The sequence below is a fragment of the Cupriavidus consociatus genome, from assembly GCF_017814975.1.
GTDB lineage: Bacteria > Pseudomonadota > Gammaproteobacteria > Burkholderiales > Burkholderiaceae > Cupriavidus > Cupriavidus consociatus.
Window position 1 is genome coordinate 1 of sequence record NZ_JAGIQA010000207.1, and the last position, 272, is coordinate 272.

1 protein-coding gene is annotated in these 272 nt (G+C 66.5%); it reads right to left on the minus strand.

Features of this window, described 5'->3' with window-relative positions:
- Positions 1-233, minus strand: a 233-nt coding sequence (locus J8I82_RS38105) for a hypothetical protein (protein WP_209765819.1), incomplete at its 3' end; no start/stop codon positions are given.
- Between the last annotated feature and the right edge of the window lie 39 nt (positions 234-272).

Below are 272 nucleotides of genomic sequence, written 5' to 3' on the forward strand. Positions count from 1 at the left end.
CTTTCAGGGCGGGTCGCCCCCATGACCGCGCCGCCCAGCAGGGCATAGGTCACCATCTGCTGCAGCGAGACCCCATCGACCACCATCGCGCCGACACCGGCATAGGCCGCCTGCCAGATGGCGACACGCGCAAAGACCTGCACGAGCTTGCCGAAGATGTTGGCCCAGACTTCGTTGCGGTAGGCGAGCTGCGAATGGAAGGAGCTGCGCGCAAAGGCGAAGTAGGCGCTCATGAGGCTCGGGCCTCGGCGTTGCGGCGCTGATCGGCGTTG